At 42.2% G+C, this 25,706-nt stretch carries 30 protein-coding genes and 3 pseudogenes; 25 read left to right on the forward strand and 8 right to left on the reverse strand.

Features of this window, described 5'->3' with window-relative positions; all coding sequences use genetic code 11:
- Positions 1-1,380 (forward strand): allantoinase, encoded by a 1,380-nt coding sequence (locus ACFX4X_RS06030; RefSeq protein ID WP_377382494.1) that lies wholly within the window; start codon positions 1-3, stop codon positions 1,378-1,380.
- A 163-nt stretch (positions 1,381-1,543) separates the two neighbouring features.
- On the opposite strand, the gene ACFX4X_RS06035 is transcribed toward ACFX4X_RS06030, so the two are convergent.
- The 3 genes and pseudogenes from ACFX4X_RS06035 to ACFX4X_RS06045 all read right to left on the reverse strand — a co-directional run bounded on the left by ACFX4X_RS06035 (position 1,544) and on the right by ACFX4X_RS06045 (position 2,812).
- The gene (locus ACFX4X_RS06035; protein WP_377382497.1) at positions 1,544-1,990 is read right to left on the reverse strand and encodes a PaaI family thioesterase; all 447 of its coding nucleotides are present in this window, start codon (positions 1,988-1,990) and stop codon (positions 1,544-1,546) included.
- Between the two features lie 163 nt (positions 1,991-2,153).
- Positions 2,154-2,690 (reverse strand): annotated as a pseudogene (locus ACFX4X_RS06040) (solute symporter family protein); the annotation flags it as partial.
- On the reverse strand, positions 2,678-2,812 hold the full coding sequence (locus tag ACFX4X_RS06045) for a hypothetical protein (RefSeq protein ID WP_377382499.1): 135 nt from the start codon (positions 2,810-2,812) through the stop codon (positions 2,678-2,680). The gene ACFX4X_RS06045 and the pseudogene ACFX4X_RS06040, both read right to left, overlap by 13 nt.
- A gap of 278 nt (positions 2,813-3,090) precedes the next feature.
- On the opposite strand from ACFX4X_RS06045, the gene ACFX4X_RS06050 reads away from it, so the two are divergent.
- From ACFX4X_RS06050 to paaX, 14 genes and pseudogenes are all read left to right on the forward strand, one after another.
- Positions 3,091-4,419, forward strand: a complete 1,329-nt coding sequence (locus ACFX4X_RS06050; RefSeq protein ID WP_377382502.1) for a phenylacetate--CoA ligase family protein — start codon at positions 3,091-3,093, stop codon at positions 4,417-4,419.
- A gap of 533 nt (positions 4,420-4,952) precedes the next feature.
- A pseudogene (locus tag ACFX4X_RS06055) lies at positions 4,953-5,191 on the forward strand (ferredoxin).
- Between the two features lie 131 nt (positions 5,192-5,322).
- The gene (gene paaA / locus ACFX4X_RS06060) at positions 5,323-6,279 is read left to right on the forward strand and encodes a 1,2-phenylacetyl-CoA epoxidase subunit PaaA (RefSeq protein WP_284471597.1); all 957 of its coding nucleotides are present in this window, start codon (positions 5,323-5,325) and stop codon (positions 6,277-6,279) included.
- A gap of 18 nt (positions 6,280-6,297) precedes the next feature.
- Positions 6,298-6,657 (forward strand): 1,2-phenylacetyl-CoA epoxidase subunit PaaB, encoded by a 360-nt coding sequence (gene paaB, locus ACFX4X_RS06065; RefSeq protein WP_061461908.1) that lies wholly within the window; start codon positions 6,298-6,300, stop codon positions 6,655-6,657.
- Entirely contained in the window at positions 6,647-7,447 is an 801-nt protein-coding gene (gene paaC, locus ACFX4X_RS06070; RefSeq protein WP_284471596.1) for a 1,2-phenylacetyl-CoA epoxidase subunit PaaC, read from the forward strand. The genes paaB and paaC overlap by 11 nt, the downstream gene beginning before the upstream one ends.
- Positions 7,448-7,472: 25 nt before the next feature.
- Positions 7,473-7,970, forward strand: coding sequence for a 1,2-phenylacetyl-CoA epoxidase subunit PaaD (gene paaD, locus ACFX4X_RS06075; protein WP_176432024.1), 498 nt, complete (start codon positions 7,473-7,475; stop codon positions 7,968-7,970).
- Between the two features lie 19 nt (positions 7,971-7,989).
- Entirely contained in the window at positions 7,990-8,295 is a 306-nt protein-coding gene (locus ACFX4X_RS06080) for an EthD family reductase (RefSeq protein WP_289320898.1), read from the forward strand.
- The gene (locus ACFX4X_RS06085) at positions 8,292-9,068 is read left to right on the forward strand and encodes an enoyl-CoA hydratase/isomerase family protein (RefSeq protein ID WP_377382507.1); all 777 of its coding nucleotides are present in this window, start codon (positions 8,292-8,294) and stop codon (positions 9,066-9,068) included. Before ACFX4X_RS06080 ends, ACFX4X_RS06085 begins: the two co-directional genes overlap by 4 nt.
- Positions 9,069-9,078: 10 nt before the next feature.
- Entirely contained in the window at positions 9,079-9,852 is a 774-nt protein-coding gene (locus ACFX4X_RS06090; RefSeq protein ID WP_318686398.1) for an enoyl-CoA hydratase-related protein, read from the forward strand.
- 23 nt (positions 9,853-9,875) lie between these two features.
- Positions 9,876-11,393 (forward strand): aldehyde dehydrogenase family protein, encoded by a 1,518-nt coding sequence (locus ACFX4X_RS06095; RefSeq protein WP_061461913.1) that lies wholly within the window; start codon positions 9,876-9,878, stop codon positions 11,391-11,393.
- A gap of 120 nt (positions 11,394-11,513) precedes the next feature.
- Positions 11,514-12,386 carry a 3-hydroxyacyl-CoA dehydrogenase gene (locus ACFX4X_RS06100; RefSeq protein ID WP_061461914.1) on the forward strand — a complete coding sequence of 291 codons (873 nt, stop codon included), beginning with the start codon at positions 11,514-11,516 and terminating at the stop codon, positions 12,384-12,386.
- Positions 12,383-13,594, forward strand: coding sequence for an acetyl-CoA C-acyltransferase (locus tag ACFX4X_RS06105; protein ID WP_377382511.1), 1,212 nt, complete (start codon positions 12,383-12,385; stop codon positions 13,592-13,594). Before ACFX4X_RS06100 ends, ACFX4X_RS06105 begins: the two co-directional genes overlap by 4 nt.
- 56 nt (positions 13,595-13,650) lie before the next feature.
- The gene (locus tag ACFX4X_RS06110) at positions 13,651-14,427 is read left to right on the forward strand and encodes an enoyl-CoA hydratase-related protein (protein WP_377382514.1); all 777 of its coding nucleotides are present in this window, start codon (positions 13,651-13,653) and stop codon (positions 14,425-14,427) included.
- Positions 14,428-14,512: 85 nt separating this feature from the next.
- Positions 14,513-15,394 carry a phenylacetic acid degradation operon negative regulatory protein PaaX gene (paaX, locus tag ACFX4X_RS06115; protein WP_377382587.1) on the forward strand — a complete coding sequence of 294 codons (882 nt, stop codon included), beginning with the start codon at positions 14,513-14,515 and terminating at the stop codon, positions 15,392-15,394.
- A 98-nt stretch (positions 15,395-15,492) separates the two neighbouring features.
- Here paaX and ACFX4X_RS06120 read toward each other — a convergent pair whose 3' ends face one another.
- Positions 15,493-16,005: a gamma carbonic anhydrase family protein gene (locus ACFX4X_RS06120; RefSeq protein ID WP_289320894.1), complete on the reverse strand. Its 513-nt coding sequence runs from the start codon at positions 16,003-16,005 to the stop codon at positions 15,493-15,495.
- 80 nt (positions 16,006-16,085) lie between these two features.
- On the opposite strand from ACFX4X_RS06120, the gene ACFX4X_RS06125 reads away from it, so the two are divergent.
- Positions 16,086-17,051 carry an NAD(P)H-dependent flavin oxidoreductase gene (locus ACFX4X_RS06125; RefSeq protein WP_377382517.1) on the forward strand — a complete coding sequence of 322 codons (966 nt, stop codon included), beginning with the start codon at positions 16,086-16,088 and terminating at the stop codon, positions 17,049-17,051.
- Positions 17,052-17,242: 191 nt separating this feature from the next.
- Complete coding sequence (locus tag ACFX4X_RS06130; RefSeq protein WP_061465984.1) at positions 17,243-17,869, forward strand: DedA family protein; 627 nt, start codon at positions 17,243-17,245, stop codon at positions 17,867-17,869.
- A 27-nt stretch (positions 17,870-17,896) separates the two neighbouring features.
- On the opposite strand, the gene ACFX4X_RS06135 is transcribed toward ACFX4X_RS06130, so the two are convergent.
- Positions 17,897-18,079 carry a YjcZ family sporulation protein gene (locus ACFX4X_RS06135; protein ID WP_289320892.1) on the reverse strand — a complete coding sequence of 61 codons (183 nt, stop codon included), beginning with the start codon at positions 18,077-18,079 and terminating at the stop codon, positions 17,897-17,899.
- Positions 18,080-18,294: 215 nt separating this feature from the next.
- On the opposite strand from ACFX4X_RS06135, the gene ACFX4X_RS06140 reads away from it, so the two are divergent.
- The 5 genes from ACFX4X_RS06140 (at position 18,295) to ACFX4X_RS06160 (ending at position 22,802) form a co-directional block, all read left to right on the forward strand.
- Positions 18,295-19,038: a metallophosphoesterase family protein gene (locus tag ACFX4X_RS06140; RefSeq protein ID WP_377382521.1), complete on the forward strand. Its 744-nt coding sequence runs from the start codon at positions 18,295-18,297 to the stop codon at positions 19,036-19,038.
- Between the two features lie 99 nt (positions 19,039-19,137).
- A complete protein-coding gene (locus ACFX4X_RS06145; RefSeq protein WP_284471586.1) occupies positions 19,138-19,266 on the forward strand; it encodes a hypothetical protein in 129 nt (42 codons plus the stop codon).
- A gap of 208 nt (positions 19,267-19,474) precedes the next feature.
- Positions 19,475-20,401, forward strand: coding sequence for a cation diffusion facilitator family transporter (locus tag ACFX4X_RS06150; protein WP_284471585.1), 927 nt, complete (start codon positions 19,475-19,477; stop codon positions 20,399-20,401).
- A 294-nt stretch (positions 20,402-20,695) separates the two neighbouring features.
- A complete protein-coding gene (locus tag ACFX4X_RS06155) occupies positions 20,696-21,385 on the forward strand; it encodes a response regulator transcription factor (protein ID WP_061461922.1) in 690 nt (229 codons plus the stop codon).
- Entirely contained in the window at positions 21,375-22,802 is a 1,428-nt protein-coding gene (locus ACFX4X_RS06160) for a HAMP domain-containing sensor histidine kinase (RefSeq protein WP_377382589.1), read from the forward strand. The genes ACFX4X_RS06155 and ACFX4X_RS06160 overlap by 11 nt, the downstream gene beginning before the upstream one ends.
- A gap of 60 nt (positions 22,803-22,862) precedes the next feature.
- On the opposite strand, the pseudogene ACFX4X_RS06165 reads toward ACFX4X_RS06160, so the two are convergent.
- Positions 22,863-23,015, reverse strand: a pseudogene (locus tag ACFX4X_RS06165) (ArsC/Spx/MgsR family protein); the annotation flags it as partial.
- A 244-nt stretch (positions 23,016-23,259) separates the two neighbouring features.
- Between ACFX4X_RS06165 and modB the strand changes: the two are divergent.
- A complete protein-coding gene (gene modB / locus ACFX4X_RS06170) occupies positions 23,260-23,913 on the forward strand; it encodes a molybdate ABC transporter permease subunit (RefSeq protein ID WP_284471582.1) in 654 nt (217 codons plus the stop codon).
- Here modB and ACFX4X_RS06175 read toward each other — a convergent pair.
- The gene (locus tag ACFX4X_RS06175; protein ID WP_284472115.1) at positions 23,875-24,354 is read right to left on the reverse strand and encodes a GNAT family N-acetyltransferase; all 480 of its coding nucleotides are present in this window, start codon (positions 24,352-24,354) and stop codon (positions 23,875-23,877) included. The genes modB and ACFX4X_RS06175 overlap by 39 nt on opposite strands.
- Before the next feature lie 116 nt (positions 24,355-24,470).
- On the opposite strand from ACFX4X_RS06175, the gene ACFX4X_RS06180 reads away from it, so the two are divergent.
- Positions 24,471-24,962: a hypothetical protein gene (locus ACFX4X_RS06180; RefSeq protein WP_089363742.1), complete on the forward strand. Its 492-nt coding sequence runs from the start codon at positions 24,471-24,473 to the stop codon at positions 24,960-24,962.
- A 198-nt stretch (positions 24,963-25,160) separates the two neighbouring features.
- On the forward strand, positions 25,161-25,358 hold the full coding sequence (locus ACFX4X_RS06185; RefSeq protein WP_028393295.1) for a cold-shock protein: 198 nt from the start codon (positions 25,161-25,163) through the stop codon (positions 25,356-25,358).
- A 68-nt stretch (positions 25,359-25,426) separates the two neighbouring features.
- Here the strand turns inward: ACFX4X_RS06185 and ACFX4X_RS06190 are convergent, their stop codons facing one another.
- Positions 25,427-25,594, reverse strand: coding sequence for a hypothetical protein (locus ACFX4X_RS06190; RefSeq protein ID WP_284471581.1), 168 nt, complete (start codon positions 25,592-25,594; stop codon positions 25,427-25,429).
- Between the last annotated feature and the right edge of the window lie 112 nt (positions 25,595-25,706).

Consider the following 25,706-nt stretch of genomic DNA (forward strand, 5'->3'; position numbering starts at 1 on the left):
ATGTCAATATATGATCTTATTATCCGCAATGGGTATGTAGTTTTTCCTGATGAAGTGAAGAAGGCTGATCTTGCAATCCGGGATGGGGTGATTGTTAAGGTTGGGGATCATCTGGATGGTAAAGCGAATGAAGAGTATGAAGCGGATGGCCAGCATATCTTTCCTGGTATGATTGATGTCCATGTGCATTTTAGTGAACCTGGCCGCGCTCATTGGGAAGGCTTTGAAACAGGATCGCAAATGATGGCAGCGGGAGGCTGCACCACATATTTCGATATGCCCTTGAATGGAATCCCTTCAACCATCGATCGAAAGGCTCTCCTTGAAAAGGGCAAAATCGGTGGGATGAAGTCGGTTATAGACTTTGGATTATGGGGAGGACTGGTTCCGGGAAATATCGATGATTTAGAGGATCTCGCCAAATCCGGAGTGATCGGATTTAAAGCTTTTCTCTCAGCGACGGGAAATGAGGAGTTTGAACGAGCGGATGATTTCACCCTTTTACATGGAATGAAGAAAATTGCAGAATTGGGCAAGGTATTGGCCCTTCATGCGGAAAGTGATCCGATCACTCAGTGGTTTAAGCAGGATAAAGAGAAGAATGGACTATTCAGTGCGAATGAATATGCTGCTACAAGACCTGTGCAAGCGGAAGCGGAGGCTGTGGGACGTGCCATTACATATGCAGAGTTAACAGGCTGTCCGCTGCACTTTGTCCACATTAGCAGCAGTTTGGCCATCGGAAAAATTGAATCGGCCAAACAAAAGGGACTGGATGTGACGGTTGAGACGTGTCCGCATTATTTATTATTTAATCAGGATGATTTAATAGAAAAAGGCGCGGTTGCAAAATGTGCTCCACCACTAAGGGAAAGAGAAGAACAAGAAAGATTGATTACCCATTTAATGGAAGGTGAATTCGATATGATTTCTTCCGACCACTCACCATGCCCTCATGAGCTGAAAGATCCTGCCATACATAATATTTTTGAAGCGTGGGGCGGAATAAGCGGAGGGCAATTTTCGCTAATGTCGATGATAGAGTTGGCTGTATTACACGATATCCCGCTTCATAAAGTCGCTATGTGGACAGCTTCAGCCCCGGCAAAAAGATTTGGTCTCTCTTCTAGAAAAGGACAAATTAAGCACGGGATGGATGCGGACCTTGCTATCGTTTCCCTTAATGGTACGCATGAAGTTTCGGAAACGAATTTTTTCGCGAAACATAAGCAAAGCGTTTATATGGGCCATACCTTTCCTTGCCAAATCACGGCTACCATTAATAGAGGGAAAATAGTTTATCAGACTGATGTAATAAGTGAATGGGAGCGTGGGGAATGGTTAAAAGTGATAGATTCCGGTATTGCGGTCAATAACTAGGGAGAAGGCTTTGCAAATAAGGTTCGGGGCAATTGAATTCATTATAAGGGAGGGTGATTCCGAATCGGAAATCCCCCTTTTTTAAATCTCTGAGTATGTATCCTTGGAAAATCAAGGGGAAGGAAACCGGACAAATGGATTGCTTGTACGGTTCAAACGTTACTTATTCAACCTGGTCAACGAAATATTGATTTTTCCTGAATACCATCGCTTCCATGGACGCGATCAATTCCCTTTCATTTACCACGTCTATTTTATACCATGCCAGTTTATGGTTTTTCTTGATCTCTTCCGCTCTGGCAGTTAAAGTCTCACCCCGTTTGCCAGCTGATAAGAAATTGATGTTGTTTGAAACGCCAACTGCTATTTTTCCATATGAATTGCTGGCTGCTGCGAACACGTAATCAGCGAGTGAAAAGATAATCGCCCCGTGAACCGTTCCGTGTGAATTGAGCATATGGTCAATTGGAATCAATTCTGCTTCAGCTGTGCCGGGACCGAGTTTCGTCAACTTCATCCCGAGAAAAGAAGCATATGGTTCGTCGACAAGTACCTGTTTGATTTGGTCGTAATGCAATTCGTGAATATCCTGATCTAAATGAGTGGTCATGGAAATCTCCCTTCCTTTAATGGTCTTTTGCTGAACTTATTCCATATCCGGTGTTGGATTTGAACAGTACTTCAGGAAAATTGTTTTCCTCACCTTTTGCCGTTGACAGGATTGTACCTAAATAGGCTCCAATAAAGCCAAGCGGCACGGTGAAAATGGTAGGTGTTGCAGTTTGAACATGATGGAACATCTCTGAAATGTTGAAATTAAAACGGGAAAATACGATGAACGTCAGCACAGCGGAACCGCCTAGTAAGAGAACAGCTTTGGTGATCTGCACCCAGCTTGTAGCCCTCATCCCGCCGAAAATTACATAAATCGTCATCAATATACCGACAAGAAGGACGGAAAGCCAATAATCGATGCCGAGCAATAGTTTAATTAATCCCCCTGCACCAACAAGTTGTGCAATCATGTAAAAGACTGAAATGACAAGTGTGTTAGCCGCAGCTATCCCACGCACTTTTTTTGATTTAAAGCGTGCTGAAATCATGTCTGCCAGCGTAAACTTACCTAAATTACGAAGTGGTTCCGAGACAAGATAAAGTAAGACAAGAAAGGCAACAAGGTTCCCGATGCTCATATAAAAGCCATCAAAACCAATCAGTGCGATGGCACCTGTAATTCCCAGGAAAGAAGCGGCTGACATAAAGTCACCTGCGACGGCCAAACCATTTTGCCATGCTGTCAATCCGCCGGTACGATGAAAGCATTTTTCTTTTGAATCAGTTCCTTGAATTCTTCCGTTTCAATTAATTGACGATACTTGTTTCCACTGTCATGACCTGCGGGTGAATGCCCCGCTTTAACCGGCGATTCCATAATAACCCCCCTTTTCGTTATAGTACAAATTTAAAACGTCCGTAGTTAAAGTGAAACATCACTGTTAAAGTTAACATAGTCGGAAAATTTAGTAAATTAGAAAATGTTTTTTGTTTATTCTGTCATTTTTTGCAGAATTGAAAAAAACATTATTGACAACGTAGAAACGACGTATTAATCTTGAAAATGAATCATAACGATAATTTGATACCCGTTTTATAAACGTTATGAAAGAGGGGTCGGATGGGACACGAGCAAAATTAAGGGGGACTGAAACAATGTACAATCCGGAAGTTGAAACGGCAACGCGTGCTGAAATGGAAAGTTTACAATTGGCACGTCTTAAGAAAACGTTAAGCCATGTATATGAAAATGTTTCTTATTACAGAGAAAAATTTGAAGAGCTGGGCCTTGATCCAGAAGGTATTCAAACTCTAAACGATGTGACAAAGCTTCCATTTACAAAAAAACAGACTCTTCGTGATCATTATCCATTCGGTTTATTCGCAGTTCCAATGGCGGAAGTAACGCGTATTCATGGTTCATCAGGAACAAGCGGAAAGCCTACAATTGTCGGGTATACAAAAAACGATTTGGAAAACTGGGCAACGATCGTCGCACGTGGAATTGTAGCCGCTGGAGGTCAAAAATCAGATATTTTCCATAACGCATATGGATATGGTCTGTTTACGGGCGGACTTGGCCTCCATTGCGGTGCAGAAAAGCTGGGGGTAGCCACCGTACCAATTTCAGGGGGGAATACCGATCGCCAGATTACGATCATCAATGATTTTAAACCGCGCGGCATTTGTGGAACCCCTACTTATATTTTGAATCTCGCTGAAAAGATGGAGGAGATGGGGATTGACCCTGCTGATAATGGGCTTGAGTATGGTATTTTCGGAGCTGAGCCGTGGTCAGAGGCAATGAGGGCAACACTTGAAAGGAAACTGAATTTGAAAGCGATCGATATTTACGGACTAAGTGAAATCATGGGGCCAGGAGTTGCGATTGAATGCCATGAAGCACAGGATGGACTGCATATCGCAGAAGACCATTTTCTTGTCGAGGTCATTAACCCGGACACGCTTGAACTAGTTGAGGACGGCGAAGATGGGGAACTTGTCTTTACCAGCCTTACAAAGGAAGCGTTGCCAATCATTCGTTATCGGACGGGTGATATCGCCTCCATTACCCATGAACCTTGTAAATGCGGGCGTACCACAACAAGAATGTCCCGTGTGAAAGGCAGAACGGATGATATGATCATAGTCAGGGGAGTGAATGTATTCCCTTCTGAAATAGAGCGTGTGTTATTCCAAATGGAGGGAATTGTGCCTCATTATCAGATTCATCTCGTTAAGAAGGGGAAGATGGATGGTGTTGAACTGCACATTGAAATTGAAAGCGGTTTCTACAAGAAGATTGAAGAAGACTTAACGCATGGAGATGTAGAGATACTAAGGAAAACGATTCAGCATCATATGAAATCTGCATGTCTTGTAACGATGGATATTGTTGTCAACATTCCAAAAAGCATTCCGCGCTCAGAAGGAAAAGCCATTCGGGTCGTTGATAAGCGGAAAGATGAAGTGATTAGTTTATAACTGGCTGGAAAGGAGGGTGCCATTAGTTGGGTTTTAATTGCTCGAGCCTTTCGCAAATCTTGTAAAGATTGCACACCGGAGGGGGAAGTTCCGTGCTCATGAACATAGCGTTGAAAACCATGCGAATTCTGACGTTCAGTTTATGACTCCATCTGGATTGAATTACGTGGAGCAGAAGAAATCGATGTGATGCTCGAAAACGTGATTGAAGGGGAAGAAGAGATACATAAAGCGGATGCCGCTGACTACGGGCTTTGAGTCCGATTAAAGTCTGGAATCTTGATATTGAAAAAAATGCGATTGTCGTTAATTCAAGAATGGAAATGAACATTCCGGGGATTTATGCCGCTGGGGATATCTGCATTTATGAAGGGAAAGTAAAGTTGAGCCAGTGGGTTTGGAGAAGCATCTACTGTAATCGGCAATGCAAAGGAACTTATCGATCCATTTTCAAAGGTTCAGCCCCTTCATGGCACAAGCTTAATGGAAAAGAAGAAGGATCTAATCATGAAATAGAGAATGAGGAAGGCATCTTGGCTAAATATACAGTTGTGGATCAAGAAACTTGCATTGCTTGCGGTGCGTGTGGTGCCGCTGCACCGGAAATCTTTGATTACAATGATGATGGAGTGGCATTTGTCATCTTGGATGAACATGAAGGAACTGCAGTGGTCGCAGAAGATTTATTTGATGATCTGGATGATGCACTGGAAGGCTGCCAACAGAGTCAATTAAAGTGGAATCTTCACCGTTTAAAGTTTTAGTTGATTAAAAGAATCGTAAAATCCCCTTATAATTTCCTTTTATTTTGAAAAAAGAGACGGAATAGTCTTGCATTAAATATAACAGTAAAATATAATAACGTTATATAAACGTTACATTGATATATGAGAGGTGAATTGGATGAACGTTCTTTTAAATGATATGGCAGAACAAGAAAAACTAAACCAATTTATTGCCAGAATCGAAGCAGGAGAAAAGATAGAAGCGGATGATTGGATGCCGGAAGATTACCGTGGCACACTCATCAAGTTAATATCGATGCATGGCATCAGTGAAATCATGGGAGCGCTTCCGGAAAAGGAATGGGTACCTAAAGCCCCGACTTTAAATAGGAAACTTGGAATCATGGCAAAGGTGCAAGATGAAATGGGGCATGGACAATTATTGCTTCGAGTCGCCGAGGATTTGCTAAAGCCGTACAGTAAAAAACGGGATGACCTTATGCAAGATTTATTTAATGGAGATTTAAAGTTTCATAATGTCTTCCATATGGAAGCCAAATCCTGGGGCGATGCGGGATTGATTGGGTGGCTGGTTGATGGGGCAGCCATCATTTCCCAGACGAACATGCTTGGCGCTTCATACGGACCTTATGCCCGAGCATTACAGCGAATTTGCGCGGAAGAAGTTTTTCACGCTCAGCATGGTGAAGCGATAATCATGGCTTTGGCTGAAGGAACGGAAGAACAAAGGGAATTGGTTCAAGACTCCATCAATTATTGGTGGGAATCTTTATTACTCTTCTTTGGACCTCCCAGTAAAAATGAAGTGGGCACATCCAAACAGGATATAACGATTAAGTACAGAATCAGGACAAGTACTAATGAAGAGCTTCGCCAAGCCTTTTTTTCTAAATATGTGAAGCGGATCCTTTCACTTGGCTTTACCATTCCCGATGAAACACTAAGGTTTGATAAAGAATCGAAAACCTGGATTTACCAACAACCGGATTGGGGGAAATTGAAAGTGTTCGCAAGGAATGAAGGCCCCCGTTCACAGGACCGCTTAAGTCTTCGAAGGATTTCTTATGAAAATAATAAATGGGTACGCGAGGCGTTAGCGCCAAAGATCATCTAAGGGAGGGGGAAGGACGATATGGAAACTAGACAAGAAAATTACTTTGAAGAATTTGAAGTATTTAGCCGTAAAACGCAAACTTCACCCGTTCAATACCACTTCAGCCTGCTGGCCCCCAATGAGGATATCGCCATCATGATGGCACAAGAAAATTTCATGAGACGTGAAGCAGTTGATGATATCTGGGTCGTGAAAAGACAGAATATACGGAAAATGACGATTGAGGAAAAGAAAACGCTTCAACGTATTGATAATAAAGATTACAGGACCACAAAAGGGTATGGATATTTAAAGAAAAAATGGCGGAAGTATGAGCAGGGAATGCTCGATGAAAAAGAGATAATGTCTTGGGCTGGAGGCGTGAAAAATGAAGAATGAATCATTGAAGAACATCGCAATCAAGGAATTGCTACTTCAACTGGCGGACGATGACTTCATCCATTCATACAGAGGTGCAGAATGGCTTGGACTCGCACCGCATATCGAAGAAGATGTTGCATCCGCTTCGATATCTCAAGACACGATGGGGCATGCAGCCATATATTATAAGTTACTTGATGAACTCGGTGAAGGGGATGCTGATAAGCTGGCTCACGACCGTCCCGCCAAGGAACGGCGCAATGCGATCATTCTCGAATTGGTCAATGGACCTGGTTACTATATGAAAGACCCGGATTATGATTGGGCGTTTGCGGTAGTGCGGAATTATTTTTATACCCAAGCCAAAGCTATTAAGGTTCAATCGCTTCATTCATGTTCATATGAACCGCTTGCTGAAGTGGCACAAAAGGTACAAATGGAACTTTACTATCATTTGATGCACTGGAAAACATGGTTCGTCCAATTGCTGGGTTCTGGTCACGAAGAAGCGGTTTTGAGAATGAAGGCTGCGATCGGGAAAACGATGCCGGATTTCGCTGGCGTATTTTCACTTGGACAATATGGTGAGGAAATGGTGGAGCTTGGCTTGATAGAAGGCGAAGCTGACTTACAGAAGAAGTGGATCGAGGCTATCACCCCAATTTTTGAAAGTGTTGGCTTGGCAGCAACCATTGAAATAGGCATGGCAAGAGGTGATGGTCGTAATGGCCAGCATACGGAGGATTTGGAAAAGGCGTTAGAAACGTTAAGCGAAGTTTACGCTACAGATAGAGCAGCTTCATGGTGAATCAATAGAAAAGGGGAGGGGTATCATGTCGACCGTACAGTTAAACACAGAAGAAATATATAAACTCCTGGAAGACGTTAAAGATCCCGAAATCGATACAGTAAGTATTCTGGATTTAGGGATGGTTGAAGACGTGACGGTTTCAGGCCAGGACGTTTCGGTGAAAATGCTGCCAACTTTTCTTGGGTGCCCGGCATTGTCAATCATTCAAAAAAATGTGGAAACAGCCCTTCGACAGCTGCCTGCCGTAAAAAATGTAAGTGTGGAATTTTTACGTTCCCCTTCCTGGACATCCGATCGAATTACGGAAAAGGGGAAAGCTGGATTGAAGGTTTTCGGAATATCCCCTCCTCCTCGACAAATGAAAAGTGATGGATCATGGCATGTGGATTGCCCATATTGTGAATCGACATATGTCACGATGGAAAATATCTTCGGTCCAACGGCCTGCCGCAGCATTTTATATTGTAAAGCATGCAAAAATCCGTTCGAAGCGATGAAACCGATGATAAAAATAATCTAATAAATGGAGGTTCTATAAAATGGTAAAGTTAATCGCCCTATACAAACAACCTGAAAACAAGGAAGAGTTCGATGAGCACTATTTCAATGTACATGGTCCGATAACGGAAAAAATTCCCGGTCTTCAAAAAATGGAGGTCACTAAAATTGTAGGGACCCCAATGGGCAAAGACTCTGAATATTACATTCTTTGTGAAATGTATTATGAAGACCATGATGCACTGCAACAAGGAATGCGTTCCACGGAAGGAAAAGCATCAGGGAAAGATTTAATGGGGTTTGCCGGGAAACTTGTAACGATGATGATCGGCGAAGAAATAAAATGAATGCGCTTCAATTCATTGAAACGTCAATCGCGGATGGCATTGGTTATATCTCTTTAAATCGGCCGAAGCAACTGAATGCCCTTAACAGGAAAATGGTTAGGGAAATAGTTTCAACCATGGAAGAATTCGACCGGGACACACAAGTGAAGGTGATCTTGCTATCGGGAAATGGAAAAGCGTTTTCCGCTGGAGCTGATATTGACGAGATGGTGAACGACAATCCAATCAGTATGGAGTTAACGAACCAATTTGCCGATTGGGATCGAATAAGCCTAGTCAAGAAGCCTGTGATTGGTGCGGTGAAAAGTTTTGTATTCGGTGGTGGTTTTGAACTTGCTTTATCCTGCGATTTCTTGATTGCCGCCAGCGATACCCAGTTTTCCTTTCCGGAAGTGACACTAGGGGTCATGCCTGGTGCAGGGGGGACCCAAAGGTTGACGAAATTGGTAGGGAAGACGAAGGCACTTGAATGGATATTGACGGCTGAAAGGATAAAGGCCAAGACAGCCCTGCAATATGGTTTCATTAATAATATCGTTGCTCCTGAATTGTTAATGGAACAAGCGGTTGATTTTGCTAGAAAGATAGCGAAGCAACCCCCGTTAGCTGTAAGGCTGATTAAAGAATCCGTCAATAAAGCCGTTGATTACCCCTTATATGAGGGCATGCAATTTGAACGGAAGAACTTCTATATTCTTTTTGCATCAGAGGACCAAAAAGAAGGAATGAAAGCATTTGTAGAAAAAAGAGAGCCGGATTTTACAGGCGGATAAGGGGTGCTCTATGTACGAAACCATTAAATATAGGGTTGGAAATGGAGTGGCTTGGCTTACTTTGAACCGTCCTGATAAACTAAATGCCTTTACGTCCCAAATGAATAAGGAAATACAGAAAGCGATCAAAATATCTGCGGGGTCAGATGAAGTGCGGGCCATTATCATTACAGGAGAAGGCAGGGCCTTTTGTTCGGGGCAAGATTTATCGGATGTTGATGAGGGCATGAATTTAGGCCAGATGCTGCGCGAAAACTACGGTCCGATGATGCAGCAAATAGCAAACTGTGAAAAACCGATCATTGCAGCTGTCAATGGAGTGGCTGCAGGGGCTGGCTTCAGCCTGGCACTGGCATGCGATTTCCGGCTTGTTTCCGAAAAAGCCAGTTTTTTAAATGCTTTTGTCAATATCGGATTGATACCTGATTCGGGGAATCTGTATTACCTTTCGCGGATTGTTGGTCATGCGAAAGCCTTGGAATTATCTTTATTGGGGGAAAAGGTCACGTCTAGCGAGGCGAAAAATATCGGGCTCGCTACAAAAGTGATCGGTGTGGAAGAATGGAATGAGCAATTGAAAGCCTTTGCTGAGAATATCGCAAACAAACCAACGAAAGCAATCGGTTTAATCAAAAGATACTTAGAGGCGTCCTATCACCTTTCATTGGACGAATACTTAAAAGAAGAAGCGGAGGGTCAGCGAATTGCTGGCTTAACGAAGGACTATGCAGAAGGTGTGGCAGCATTCACTGAAAAAAGGAAAGCTCAATTCATAGGCAAGTAATATAGAAAAGGGAGTGGGATTACATGGTTAGAGTTCAAGAGGCGGCATTTGAAAAAGCGGAAATGAAGCGTGATTATTATCATCTGATCATTAATGGAGAAAGAGTGGAAAGCTCTGATGGTACCACGATTGATGCGTACAATCCTGCAACTGGTGAAATCATTGCCAAGGTTGCCAAGGCTACAAAGGAAGATGCAGAAAAAGCTGTTCAAGCTGCACGTGAAGCATTTGATAACGGGAAATGGAAGAAAACTCCGATTAATAAACGGTCTCGTGTTTTGAACAAAATTGCAGCAATCATGCGTTCACGCTTTAATGAATTGGTAGAATTGGAGGTTCTGAACAGCGGCAAATCCATTTCTGCAGCACAAGGCCAAGTCATGCAGGCAATTGAAGATTTCGAGTTTTATGCAGGCGCTTTAGTTGCACACCGCGGATCTGTCAATAATGTACCTGGTCAATTCCATAACTATACGGAAAAAGAGCCAGTAGGTGTTTGTGCTCAAATCATTCCTTGGAATTACCCTATGATGATGGCAGCTTGGAAAATTGCACCTGCAATTGCAGTTGGCTGTTCAGTCATTGTCAAGCCAGCTTCGTTAACGCCGCTGACTGCCATTGTATTAGGGGAAATCTGTTTAGAAGCTGGTGTTCCTTCCGGTGTGGTCAATGTCATTCCAGGTCCTGGATCGGATGTAGGGAATTACCTTGTCGAGCATCCGAAAGTGAATAAGGTGGCCTTTACAGGTTCTACGCCAATCGGCAGGGATCTCATGGGCAAAGCTTCACAAACATTAAAAAGGGTGACATTGGAGCTTGGCGGAAAGTCCCCTAATATTGTCTTTGAAGACGCGGACCTTGAAGCAGCTATCGATGGATCACTATATGGAATTTTCTACAATACTGGGCAATCTTGCGAAGCTAGATCCCGTTTATATGTACACGAAGACATATACGATGAGTTCGTTGCCAGATTCGTAGAAAAAACAAAAAAATTGAAATTGGGCAATCCACTCGACAAAGAAACACATGTTGGTGCAGTCATAGATCAAGGGCAATTGGATGTCATCGACAATTATGTACAATCTGCCATTGCTGATGGAGCGGAAATCCTGACAGGAGGAAAACCAGCGGTTATTGAAGGCTTCGAAAGCGGTTATTGGTATGAGCCGACCGTCATAGCGAATGTCAATCATGAAATGAATGTAGTGAAAGAGGAAATATTCGGACCGGTCGTTGTCATTATGAAATTCAAAGATGAAAAAGAGGCCGTAAGACTCGCGAATGATACCGAATTCGGTTTGGGGTCAGCGCTTTGGACAAAGGATGGCGGGCGTGCGACTCGAGTGGCAAATCAAATCGAAGCGGGAATCGTCATGGTGAATTGCCCATTCTCCGCATTTCCTGGAACACCATTCGGAGGCTATAAACAGTCAGGATTCGGCCGGGAACTTTGCATTGAAACACTTGATCTTTATACAGAAACGAAAAGTATCATTTCCTATCATGGTAGCCGTCCCTTAAATCCCTTTGGAATTTAATAAAACATAAAATAGGCGGCTGGCTGAACGGTATGTCGGAGAAGTAATTCAGAAATAGATGAATGCTGATCTGATTCACGGTAGCCAGCCCCTATTTATTTTTGAAGGAGGAATGAACGAATGATTAGAAATCTAGTGATTGTCGGATCTGGTGTCATGGGCAGGGGAATAGCCTATGTAGGAGCAACAGGAGGCTTCAATGTAGTATTGGTGGATGTGAATCAAGATGCACTGGAAAGTGCAAGAATAGAGATCGATACCATTTTTGAGAAGGGTGTGCGCTACCAAAAAATCACCCAGGAAGAGGCGGCAGCAGCAAAAAGCAGATTTTCGTATTCTTCCAATTTGAAAGAATCAGCAGCATATGCCGACTTAATCATAGAAGCAGTTCCGGAAAAGGCAGAAATTAAAAGGGCCGTCTTCGAAACGATTGAAGAGCACGCAAAAGAGGACTGCTACTTTGCAACCAACACTTCCACGATGAGCCCTACGGAAATTGGTTCTTATGGAAAGCGTCCCGAAAAAACGATTGCCATGCATTTTTTCAATCCTGTACAAAAGATGCCACTCGTTGAAATTGTACGTGGTCTTGAAACCAGCGATGAAACGGCAGCCATAATAAAAGAGGTTGCCGGGAAAATGGGAAAAGAAACCGTGGTCATTAATGAATTCCCTGGGTTTGTAACCAGCAGGATCAGCTGTTTGGTTGGTAATGAAGCGTTCTTTATGCTTCAAGAAGGTTTAGGTACACCAGAAGAAATCGATAAGGCAATAAAGTTAGGGCTGAATTACCCAATGGGACCATTTGAGCTAGGTGATTTGGTGGGATTGGATGCCCGTTTGAATAATTTAAAATATTTACATAGTAAACTTGGTGAAAAATACCGCCCGGCCCCCCTTCTTGAACAGTATGTTAAAGCTGGCAGGCTCGGCCGTAAGACAGGTAAAGGTGTGTACGATTATACAAAAGATGGCGAGCTGGTGAAGAAATGAAGGATGTTGTGATTATTGATGCTGTGAGAACACCAATCGGAAGATATAAAGGAGCTTTGAAAAGCGTTCGCCCGGATGACCTCGGTGCAATTGTAATCAAGGCGCTGACCGATCGCAATCCAGAGCTGCCGCCAGATCAAATTGAAGATGTCATCTTCGGGAATGCAAATCAAGCAGGAGAGGATAATCGCGATGTGGCCCGGATGTCCGCCCTTTTAGCTGGTCTTCCGGTGAATGTGGCTGGAACGACAATAAATCGTTTGTGTGGATCAGGACTGGATGCCGTCATGTATGCTGCACGCTCCATTGCTGTAGGTGAAGGCGATATTTATATCGCAGGCGGTACCGAAAGCATGACAAGGGCGCCGTACGTCATGGCCAAACCTGAGAGTGAATTTCCGCGGGGGTCAATGGAGCTTCAGGATACAACGATCGGATGGCGCTTCACGAATGAGAAACTTAAAGAAATGTATGGCACGGATTCGATGCCTCAAACGGCTGAAAATGTCGCCCGGCGTTTTTCGGTTTCAAGGGAGGACCAAGATCAATTCGCGTATCAAAGCCAGCAAAAAGCGAAAAAAGCAGTGGAAAATGAGCGTTTCATTAATGAAATCGTACCTGTTCGATATACGGATCGTAAAGGGAATGAAGTCATTGTCGAGAAGGATGAACACCCTCGTCCTGACACGACCATCGAAAAGTTGGAAAAACTCAAACCGATCTTTAAAGACGGCACTATAACGGCCGGTAATGCTTCAGGAGTAAATGATGGAGCCTCGGCATTACTTTTGATGAGTGAAGAAAAAGCACGGGAGCTTGGATTGAAACCTCTGGCCAAATATGTTGTAGGGGCGGTAGCGGGATTAGAACCGTCCATTATGGGCCTTGGCCCGATTCATGCCACTAAAAAAGCATTGGGCAGGGCAAGCTTGACGATTGAAGACATCGGGCTAGTGGAATTGAATGAAGCATTCGCTTCCCAATCCTTGGAGTGCATCCGCCAATTGAAATTGGATCAGGAGAAAGTGAATGTCAACGGCGGGGCAATAGCGTTTGGCCATCCGCTCGGTGCAAGCGGGGCGCGTATTTTAACAACACTTGTTCATGAAATGAAAAAGCGGAATGTACGATATGGTCTTGCAACGATGTGTGTCGGTGTCGGCCAGGGGATATCCGCCATTATAGAAAATATTGAAAATGATGGATGATGGCCCTTATTAGTTGTGCTTGCATAAGGGGCATATTTAAAAAAGGGGGAAGACACATGGCAAATGTCATTTATAAAGTGGAAAATCAAATCGGCTATATAACAGTGAATCGACCCGACGTATTGAATTGCTTCGACTATGGGACACTTTCTGAACTGCAGGAAGTCATCGATGCAGTTTATGCCGACGACGATATCCGTGTCGTCATTTTCACGGGTGCAGGGGAAAAAGCATTCAGCGCAGGAGCGGATTTGAAGGAAAGGAAGACTTTGACTGATGCGGAGGTAAGAAGGAACGTTAAATCGATTCGGGATGTTTTTAATAGTATTGCAGGGCTACCGCAGCCAACGATAGCTGCCGTCAATGGATATGCATTGGGGGGAGGATTTGAATGGCTGCTTTCATGTGACTTTGCAATTGCTGCAGAAGGTGTTTCTTTGGGGCTCACTGAAACTAGCTGGGCCATTATTCCTGGAGCAGGCGGTACACAGCGGCTGCCTAGGTTGATTGGGGAAATGAAAGCGAAGGAATTAATATTCACTGCTAAAAAATTGACTGCAGAAGAGGCATGTCGATTAGGGATCCTTTTGAAGGTAGTGCCAAGGGATCAACTTATGTCAGTCTGTGTGGAATTGGCAGCCGATATCATGAAAAATGGGCCGATTGCAGTCAAACAAGCCAAATATGCGATTACCCAAGGAATGAATACAGACTTGCAAACTGGAATGGCCATAGAGGGAAAAGCCTATGAATTGACCATCCCGACTCAAGACAGATTGGAAGCACTCCAAGCATTTAGTGAACGAAGGAAAACGCATTTTACGGGTAAATAATATTGCGGTTTCATTTTAAAAAGATATAATAATAATTATGTCTTCCGTGTGAAATTAGTAACAATGTGGGAATGAGGTGAGAAAAATAGGAACTAATACGCAATCCATGATTTTTACGATTTACGGCGATTATATCCGTAACTATGGAAGTAAAATCTGGATAGGCAGTTTAATTCGGTTATTAAAGGAATTCGGTCATAATGAGCAGGGCGTACGTGTAGCCGTTTCACGAATGGTCAAGCAAGGGTGGATTCAGTCTGAGAAGCAGGGAAATAAAAGCTATTACTTTTTGACCGATCGCGGTGTACAGCGAATGGATGAAGCGGCCAATCGCATATATAAGATGAAACCAAATGATTGGGACGGAAAATGGCGTGTCTTAATGTACACGATTCCTGAAGATAAGCGGCAATTACGGGATGATTTCCGTAAAGAGTTAATATGGAGCGGGTTTGGCAGTTTTTCCAGTGGTTGTTGGATTTCCCCTAATAATTTGGAGAAACAAATCCATCGTTTGATCGAGAAATATGACATTAATGAGTATGTAGACTTTTTCATTTCGGAGTACAAGGGCCCAAAAGAAAACCAATCGCTTGTCGAGAAAAGCTGGCATTTAGAAGAGATTGAAAATAAATATGAAGAATTCATCGAGAAATACAGCAAACAATTCATCGTACATCAAAGCATCATTAGCAGGGGGGAAATGTCCGATGCTGATTGCTTTGTGGAACGAACGAACTTGGTGCATGAATACCGTAAGTTTTTATTTATCGATCCGGGCCTGCCAAAGGAACTGTTGCCTTCAAAGTGGAACGGGAATCATGCTGCTCTTTTATTTAGCCAGTATTATCAAGTCTTGGCTGAACCAGCTAGCCGTTTCTTTGAAAGCGTATTTCAGGAAAACAATGATATATGCCGGAAAGACGAAACCTATGATGCTAAAGATCATCCTCTTATCATCAAGTGAAAAAGAGCTTCAGCCAGTTGCTAATGACGACTTGCCGAAGCTCTTTTCTACATTATTATAGTCAACTAAAGACAACGGGGAAATTCCCTTTGTGATAATTATTCAAGTATCCCTTTGAAGTCCTTTCCTTTTTGAACATATGTATCAATCGAAAGTTGGATCAATTCAAGATCTTTATCATTCAATCTGCGAACCACTTTCCCTGGCGAGCCAACAACCAGCGAACGTGGAGGTATGCTTTTCCCGGAGGAAATCAATGTATTCGCCCCGACAATGCATTCCTCGCCGATTTCTACATTATCCAATATCGTTGAACCCATACCGATAATGGATCGTTTGCCAATTTTACAACCATGTAGGATAACGTTATGACCGACAGTGACTTCGTCTTCAATGACAACTGGGCATCCTTCAAATAAATGAATGGTGGAATTATCTTGAATACTGCATTTTTCTCCTATTGTGATTGAATCTTCATCACCGCGCAGAACGGAGTTAAACCAAATGGTTGATTCTTTCCCAATCGAAATATCACCGATTAAATGAGCGCCGGGTGCAATGAAAACGGTTTCGTGAATAGAGGGTTTCTTATTATTGTACGGAATTATCATAGTCTCGCTCCTTTTGGAAAAGTCAGAATTGTTTTTCTAATGAATATAGTATAACATTAATTGGACAGGGAGGGATTAAAGTGAAATATATTTGTGGACTTTTTTCAATAAAATACCCAATTATTCAAGGCGGCATGGGGAATATAAGCAATGCAAGCCTTGCGGCAGCAGTATCCAATGCAGGGGGCCTAGGGACAATAGGGTGCGGTACCATGAATCCCGAACAGGTAGAAGCCATCATTCTCGAAACCAAAGGTAAAACCAATAGCAATTTCTCATTGAACATTCCAATCAATGTTAGTCCATATACAGATGAGTTAATCAATCTTGTCTTTAAGCATGATATACCTGTAGTATCCTTATCTGCAGGAAATCCTGCCCCTTTCATTCCAATATTGCAAAAAAAGAATATAAAAGTGATAGCCATCGTTGCATCGGTCAAGCACGCGCAAAAAGCGCAAGCTGCAGGGGCCGATGTGTTGGTTGCAGAAGGGTTTGAAGCTGCCGGCATCAATTCGAACCTGGAATTGACGACCTTTACACTCATTCCGCAAATTAGCAAGCATGTGACGCTGCCAGTTTTGGCAGCTGGCGGAATCGGCAATGGACAGGGGGTGGCAGCTGCATTGATGCTTGGAGCTTCAGGGGTCCAGTTGGGAACCAGGCTGATCGCTACACAAGAGGCACCGTTCCATCCATCATATAAACAGAAATTAATCGATGCGATGGGGGATGATACGTTTATATTGGGCAGATCCGTTGGACAGGTCAGAAGAGTATTGAAGGACCCATACACGGAAAAAGTTCTGGATTTGGAAAAACAAGGACTGTCCCCTATGAATTATCGTGAAATGACCTCAGAAGTCCATCATATTAATGGTGCAATGAACGGGGATGTTAACAATGGTTTTATGAACAGCGGCCAGGTTGCCGGATTGATTGACAATATACCCACGGTTAAGGAATTACTTGATGGCATGATGAAAGATGCAAAAAAACAAATGGAGGATGGATTGAGCAGCCTTTCCACCCCCTTTATGATTTGAGAACTAGCGGAAGGGACTAATCTGATCATTATTGATTCCCATGGTAAACTACCGAAAACTTACATTATGGAAGATTGTGAGTGAATTTGTGATACAATGGAAAATGAACTTTTTGAAATCATGGGGTGCCGTATTCAATTTGGGAGTACCCCTTTTCATATGTAATAAAAGGTAGAAAAGGGGAAACCTCCATGGAAACTTTAATAATGGATATGATTGAAGCGTTTAAATCTTTATCCTATTTCGGTGTGCTGCTAGCTTTGACTTTTGAATTCATTCCTGCTGAAATAGTCTTGCCACTGGCCGGATACTGGGTTTATCAAGGTGATATGAATCTATATTTGACTATACTTGCCGGTTCGCTTGGTGGGGTAACGGGCCCTTTGACGCTTTATGCTTTAGGTAAGTATGGCGGGAGACCGCTTGTTTTAAAGTTTGGGAAATACTTTCTGATCAAAGATGAGCAGTTGAACAAGGCTGACCGCTTCTTTAAAAGGTACGGTGGGGGAATTGCCTTCTTTGGACGTTTTGTACCAGGAATTCGTACCGCTGTCTCGCTGCCATGCGGAATATTGAAAATGAGTATTTGGAAATTCATTTTATATACCTATATGGCGATGCTTCCTGTAACAAGCATTTATGTTTATCTAGGGTATAAGTTAGGGCCGAAATGGGAGCAGGCAGGAGCCATCTTTTCACAATATGCTAATTTCTTGCTTATCCCCATCGCAGTTATAGTCATTTGGTTCATTATGAAGACTCAAAATCAAAAGCAAAGACAAAAACTAAGTCAATCAATAACAAAGAAGGCGCCATGATCAGGCGCCTTTTTCATTATGTTATTATTAGCAGAATCCACCGTAGCCGCCACCATAGCCGCCACCGTAGCCGCCACCGTAGCCGCCGCCGCCGAATCCACAGCTGCATCCAATGATAATTAACAAGATAAATAATACGATCAGCAGTGCAAACCCGTTATCGAAACCGCCGCAACCGTCGTCACAACATTCATTTCTATGTCCACCCATTCAATTTCCTCCTCATACATATTATGGAATTACATACCTAGCAAAACATCTTACCGGGAATACTTCATACTATGTATTATAGGCCGAAGTGTTTGCTTATTCATAAAAAATGGGCGTTAGCAAATCAGGGGAATAAGCCCGAATATTTTTTTGATTTCGTTTAAAATGTTATAATATACCATGCAGATTATGGGGGAAGGGAGCTGAACTTAGTCATGAAAGTGGCCATTATAACGGATGTGCATGGTAATGCTTCAGCGTTAAAAGCCGTTTTAAGAGTTATTGATCAAAGGGACGATATAGATCATATCTATTGTTTAGGAGATATGGTTGGGATTGGCCCGGATACAAATGAAGTCCTTGAACTATTATTTGCACGAAATGATTTGTCGATGATAACTGGAAATCATGATGAAGCGGTCCTGGCCATCATTAACGGGGAGCCTCATCCGGACGGTCATATTCATGTAAAGGAGCATCACGAATGGATAGCTGAAAGAATGCATCGGAATTTCATAACCAAACTGGAGAAATTGCCTCGTACCATACAGCATATCATTAATGATCACTCCGTTTACTTCACACATTATCACATGGAATCGAAGAAATTGGATGAGCACATAAGCCATAATCCTTTTAGTAAAATCGTTGAACCGAATTTAAATAATTTAGAAATGCTTTTCAAAGATCATCATCACGATTTAATTGGATTTGGACATCATCACCCTACCCACCTTTTTAGAAATGACCGAACGATATTCCTTAACCCAGGGTCTCTTGGCTGTAATGATAAACCAATTGCTCCTTATGCCATTGTTACGATTGAAAGTACAGGTATACAGGTTAAGCTTGAAAAAGTAAACTATGATAATTCATCGTTCCTGTTATCGTATAAAAGCTTACAAGTTCCCGAGCATGAATTCATTATCCGGGCCTTCCATGGCGGACAACAGGCCTAATACGTTAATAATTGATGAAATATGGGGAAGTGTTGAGCATAAAGGTACATGCCTGGGGATACGATAATAGCAAAACATTGATGAAGCTGGAGGTAGGGTATGAAGGAAAAAGAACAGGTAAGTCAAGAGCAAGAAGTTAGGGAACGGCACGATCTTGTCTGTAATAATGAATTGTTTAATAAAGATTTACACGCCATTGTCGATGATACGATGCAAGAGGAAGGGTAAACTGGAAAAAACGCTGCAGAATTCTCTGTAGCGTTTATTTTTACTTTAAAATGGTTGATGGCAGATTCTTGATTTACGCAAAATGGTCACGGCCAACCTATTTTCAGCACTCTTATTACAGCAGTGAACCCGCGAACTGAATCATTTGAAACCATTCTGGATTTATCCCATACTATATATAAGTTTCAAATCCGAGAGGAGGAATGGCATGGGACATCATCATGGTCACTCCGATGAACATGGGCACGGACACCACCATCATTCTAATAATAAAAAAGCATTGTTGGCATCCTTCTTATTAATCTCCACATTTATGGTAGTCGAGGTTATTGGGGGATTCATGACAAATAGTCTGGCTTTACTGTCGGATGCAGGTCACATGCTTAGCGATGCGGCAGCTTTAGGACTTAGTTATACAGCGATAAGGTTGGGGGAAAGGAAAGCGACATCGTCGAAATCGTATGGATATAAACGTTTTGAAATAATTGCTGCTTGTTTGAATGGATTGACCTTGATCGTCATATCCGTATTCATTTTCATAGAGGCAATTAAGAGGTTCGTGGATCCTCCTGAGGTGCAAAGCTTGGGAATGCTAATGATTTCAATCATCGGCTTACTGGTCAATATCATTGCGGCTTGGATTTTAATGAGCGGAGATAAGGAAGACAATTTGAATGTACGAAGTGCTTTTTTACATGTAATTGGTGATATGCTTGGATCGGTGGGTGCAATTGCTGCCGCGCTCTTGATTTATTTTTTCGATTGGGGAATAGCAGATCCGATTGCGAGCGTCATAGTTGCGGTTTTAATTATTATCAGTGGTATTAGGGTAGTGAGGGATTCTTTCCATATTTTAATGGAGGGCACACCCGACCAAGTCGATATGGATGAAGTGAAAGCATCCTTGCTGGAATTGGCCAGTGTTTCCGAAGTCCATGATCTCCATATCTGGACGATCACCTCTGGTTTTTTGACAATGAGCTGCCATGTTGTCATAGATGCGAGCGGTAATCACGATGCAGTTTTAGCAGAAGCGCAAAAACTTCTTCACGATCAGTTTGGCATTGAACATAGCACGATTCAAGTGGAAAGACAGGAAGTAGGCTGTCCGAATCCACATGAGACATGTAATTGAAAAGGGCTGGCTCATGTTTGAGTCAGCCTCTTAAGAGTGGTTTGTACAAGCAACTTTATATCCCTTTCCATAAGGATTTTACAGAATATTTAGAAGCCAATCCTGTTAAAATGAATCGAGATGATTGTAGATAATAAGTTATGGAAAATACTAAGTAAAAACATTGGTGAATTGTACTGCGAACATAATCCTGACACATTAAAAGGGTAAGATTGAGGAAAAATGCTCTGATGATTTTAATAATTAGCATATACAAAATTGTTCAACTATAATTCAGGAAGGGGGAATCCTTATATGAAGAAAATTCTTGTAGTAGAAGATGAAATTGCCATATCCATGGTATTGAAAGCATATTTGGAGCGTGAAGGTTTTAATGTAGTCCAAGTATACGATGGACTAAAGGCCATTCCTGTTTTTGAAGAAACAGAGCCAGACCTTATCCTGCTTGATGTCATGCTGCCTGGTAAGGAAGGCTGGGATATATTGAAGGAAATACGGGAGGAAGATACATGTCCGGTTATCATGTTGACTGCACTTACCGATGTCGATTACAGATTATCTGGATTTAAGTCAGGTGCGGATGATTACATCTCCAAACCATTTGTTGCCGAAGAAGTCGTGGCCCGGGTGCATGCCGTTTTAAGAAGATCCTCATCGGTTGTTGCAGAAGGTGATCATGTACATGAGTTTGGGAGTTTAACCATCGATGATCAGTCTTATATGGTGCATTTGGATGGGGAAGAAATTAACTTGACGCCGCGTGATTTGTCGCTGCTCATTTTTTTCGCAAAGCACCCTAATCAAATTTTCACGAGAGAACAGCTGCTCGATCAAGTGTGGGGCATGGATTATGATGGCAGTGACCGTGCGGTGGACCTGGCTATCAAACGAATTAGGAAGGCGATAGATGCATGGCCTGTAACTGAGGGGGAAATAAAAACATTGCGTGGATTGGGGTATCAATTGAGTGTCTATGAAAACTAAAAAAAGAACCACTTTACAACGCTATTGGACTAAGAGATACGTATTGACCTTGATTTCAGGTTTGATATTATTGTCTGTTTTTTCCTTGTGGTGGATGGAAAAAACAGCTTTGGAATATAGGCTTAGCCTGCTTAAGTACTTAGCTGATGAAACATCCGATCGGGCGATAAAGGAAAATGGTCAGATTGTCGTTGGTCCGGTCCTTTCGGAGATTGTTGAGGAAAGGGAGAAAATCCTTCATCTGAACCAACAGCCAATCATCTATATTGTCGACCCTGAAGCCAGCATCATTTATACGATGCCTCAATTGTATATCGATCCGGATGATAATAAACTCCCAGACGTCATTATGAAAAATAAGGAGTTAGTCCAGAAGGTCAAGATTTCCGACAACAAAGTATATGTCGTCAAATCCCCCATTACGTTTAACAATGAGACGAGAGGTTGGGTCGTCATTGCACAGGAAGAAGGGGCATTGAAGGAAATCAACCAAGATCATGGCTTGTTGGCGATCATGATTGGAGGCCTTCTAATTCTGGGGACGGGAGTCATTTATTTTCTTTCCAGGCAGATTTCGCGGCCAATCCAAGATGTAGCTAACGCCGCTGTCCAGGTTCGAGAAGGCAACTATGATATCCATTTCAAAGAGGAAGAGGAAATCAAGGAAGAAGAAATTTATGAACTGATAGAATCGTTTAAGGAAATGACCAATCGATTGAAAGTCATGGAGAAGTTGCGGGCGGAATTGCTTGCAGGTGTAACCCATGATTTGAAAACGCCAGTCACTTCCATTAGCGGACTTATACAAGCGGTTAAGGATGATGTCGTTACGGGAGAGCAAAGTAAGGAATTCCTCGATATTTCTTTAAAGGAAACTCAACGTCTACAAGGTATGATAGAGGATTTACTTAATTATAATGCCATATCGGCAGGTGCTTTTAAAATTCGGGTGCAGAAAGAGAATATCAATATATTCATCAAGGAAATTGCCTATCGCTGGCAAGTGACCCAGGATGATCAAGCGTTCGCTTTTGATATAAAAGTTCCTGATGAACCGGTCTTTGGTCAAATTGACTCATTGCGGATGCAGCAAATCGTCATTAACCTTTTGAATAATGCCAGGCATGCACTTGATGGCAACGGGGAAATAGTGATTCACCTTTATGAAACGGGTGAAGAACGAATCTGCATTGATGTACTGGACAGTGGCCGGGGAATCCCAAAACATGAACAACAATATGTGTTCGAACCATTCTATCGAGGTGAAAACAAAAAGTTGAAGGTACGCGGTTTAGGTCTGGGACTGCCATTCAGTAAGATGCTTGCCAAAGCGCAAAAGGGAGATCTTGTGCTGAAAGAAAGTAATGAACAAGGGACGACGTTTACTATTAGTTTAGAGAAAGCAGATCAGATATAGAAAAAAGGGTTGTCCATTATAGGACAACCCTTTTTATGGAACTGTGTAAATGCTAACTGATTAAGCCAATTGGCTGATTGCATGCCATAACTGTACATGACGGACCTGCCTTGGAAGGAAACGTCCCATTTCTTCTTCGTTATATCCAGCATGCAAGTTCTTATAGTCGAAAATGATCGGACGGCGAAGTAAATCCGGGTTATCTTGAATAAGCTTGCAAAGATCANCAAAATTAAAAGTTTATTGGATGAAATTATTTTTATATTTGTGATACTCTTACTTTAACGTTCCTATGTGTCAGCAAGATGTCAAGAAAAATAAACTTAATAGTTATTTCAAAAGGAAAGGGAGAAAATGAAATGCAATCTGCCTTTAATGAAAAAAAAAACGATTCGGTGATATGGCCGATCAAGGACCTGCATAGGCTGATATTTTACATGGATGTGCGGATAATACCATGACAGGGGATTTTTGGTCACCTGTCAGGCTATCGATACAGGTGGCGGGACTAGCGGGTATCCTTGTTTTCATTTTAGGGATTATCCTGGCGCGAATGATGGCTAAAAAGCAATTCAGGGGAAGAGTCCTGTTGGAAACAGCATTTTTATTGCCGCTCGTTTTGCCACCTTCTGTCGTAGGTTTTTTATTGATTGTGATTTTTGGGAAGAATGGAATGCCAGGCCAATTCATCGAAAGGGTTTTTGATCAGCCCCTAATGTTCACTTGGTGGGCGGCGGTTATTGCATCCACCGTGGTAGCTTTTCCGCTTATGTACCAATCCGCTAAAACAGGCTTTGAAGGTATTGATGAAGAAATCGAAAATGCAGCAAGAGTTGACGGGGCGGGCGAGTGGAGATTGTTCCTATTTGTATCGCTTCCATTGGCAGTCAGATCCATCATCACAGGTGCCATATTGAGTTCTGCACGTGCATTGGGGGAATTCGGGGCGACACTAATGTTTGCCGGAAACATCCCCGGACAGACACAAACCATACCAACCGCGATATATGTCGCCATGGACTCCGGGAATATGACATTGGCCTGGCTATGGGTTGCTGTGATCATCGTCATCTCATTCATGATGCTTTTTGTCGTGACGTACATAAAATGAATGCTTTTTCTCAAATATGCTTATGAAAAGATTAGGTGCGGCCTCTATGTCTTCTTTATGGGTAAAGCCGTTTTTTTCATATAGCTTCCGTGCAGGCAGGTTCATTTTACCGGTCGAAACGGATATCTTTTCCCAGCCGCCTTGTAATTGAAGGTCATTCAAAAGGGCATCCGCAATACCCTGACGAAAATAAGCGGGATGGACGATCATTCTGCAAATCCGCATTAGTCTATTTTCTATTGTATAGGATATCGCTCCAGCTAAGGCATCACCTTCTAAAAAGCATATGAACGATTCATTACAATGAATGAATTGTTCATATGTTTCCAATAAAGGAGGGATATCGGGAAAGCCGATCAAATCCGCTTCCACCGTATAGGATTTTTTTTGAAGTTTAAAAAGCTGCTGGCCAAAATCGGAATCCAAGTCCCGAATTTTCATGATCAAATCATATCACTTCCTTTCATTACATTATAAAGGAAGAGGGAGATTATTGTTTCTTATCAGTCTGTGTTATAATCGACAAACAATATGAACTAATGAAATGAGGAAGAAATTTGTTAACATTTGAAGAAAAATTGAGCATCATTGAAACTTTTCCGGAATTACAGCGAAAAGACGTTTCATTGGGGCGTGTGAATTTCCATTACCCAGAAAGTGTCCAGGAGAAAAAGATAGTCGTTCAGCATTTGCATCCCAATGGAAATGGATTCGTTTACGCTGGCCATATGAGAAAAAAAGATACTGACCGTAAAGGATTTATCAATATACGTGACTATAATGAAGCGGAATTAAAAGAATTGATTCAAAAAAGCATGGATTATCTTTCTGAACCTCCTGTTGAAATCGAAGAAGAGGAAAACGAGTTCGCTAGGTTGGAAGGAACATGGATTGGCCGTGAAAAGCAAGAGCTTTCACTTGAAAGGGAAGATCAGCTTTGGAACGTGTATTCAGGCTCGAATCTTGAGGAGTGTTTCGAGAGTCCAGTAGAGGCGGAGCGCTACTTATTGGACGAAGGTTTCCGTCAAAGCAAGAAGCGGAAAATGTAGAATTTTAGGATAATTTGTCGGTGGAATTACTGCGATAATCTTGTTTTTTTTGGATTTTCCATGATATAATATGAGTAATTATTTTTGTTCGGAATAAGTTTGATAGAAGGATTTACTGTTATAGGATTCCTCTTGAAACATTATCCAGAACCAAAAATAGTAATAAAATGGATTTTTCCAAACACAGGAGGAACTATCATGGTACAAGGTAAAGTAAAATGGTTTAACGCAGAAAAAGGTTTCGGTTTCATCGAAGTTGAAGGCCAAGACGATGTATTCGTACATTTCTCAGCTATCCAAGGCGAAGGCTTCAAAACTCTTGAAGAAGGCCAAGAAGTTTCTTTCGAAATCGAGCAAGGCGCTCGTGGACCACAAGCAGCTAACGTTCAAAAATAATTGAACGCATATAAAAAAAGACTCCGATACTGGAGTCTTTTTATTTTCCCCTGTAAGGGAAACCACGTTTATTCTTCTTTTTTTTCGGCCATTTCCCTTAATACTTTGTCCAATTTTTCTTCGATCCGTTTAGAACGATTAAAATGCCCTGCCAGGTAAAAAACGATGAATATAACGAATACGACAAGCGCTAGCATAAACAGGATAGGCAGGAACTGGGTTAAATTTTCAGTCATTGGATATTATCCCCTTTTTATTCCATTATACTTCATGCTTACCGCTGCTATGATATAGGGAGCCAAATTTTTAAAAAAATACTAAAAGGTGATATGCGAAAACGCATATCAC

The sequence above is a fragment of the Peribacillus sp. YIM B13481 genome (assembly GCF_042787985.1).
GTDB lineage: Bacteria > Bacillota > Bacilli > Bacillales > DSM-1321 > Peribacillus > Peribacillus simplex_A.